1 protein-coding gene is annotated in these 289 nt (G+C 58.1%); it reads left to right on the forward strand.

Features of this window, described 5'->3' with window-relative positions; genetic code table 11:
* On the forward strand, nt 1-289 hold a 289-nt coding region (locus AF337_RS10880), incomplete at both ends, for an ABC transporter permease subunit (RefSeq protein ID WP_152970974.1).

Consider the following 289-nt stretch of genomic DNA (forward strand, 5'->3'; position numbering starts at 1 on the left):
TGGCGCTGACGCTCGTCTTCAGCGCGCTTGGCAGCGAAGTCGTTCGTGGCGCCTATCAGGCGGTCGGCAAGGCACAGGCAGAGGCGGCGGCATCGCTGGGCCTGCACCGGAGACAAGCCTTCTTCCTGGTCGTCCTCCCGCAGATGTGGCGGCATTGCATTCCCGCTTTCGGCAATCTGTGGCTGATCCTTCTGAAGGATACGTCGCTGGTTTCAATCATAGCGGTCAATGACCTCGTTCGTTACACTAATATGGCGATCTCGACGACCAAGAAGCCATTCTTCTTCTA

It is taken from the genome of Rhizobium ecuadorense (assembly GCF_001187535.1).
Lineage (GTDB): Bacteria > Pseudomonadota > Alphaproteobacteria > Rhizobiales > Rhizobiaceae > Rhizobium > Rhizobium ecuadorense.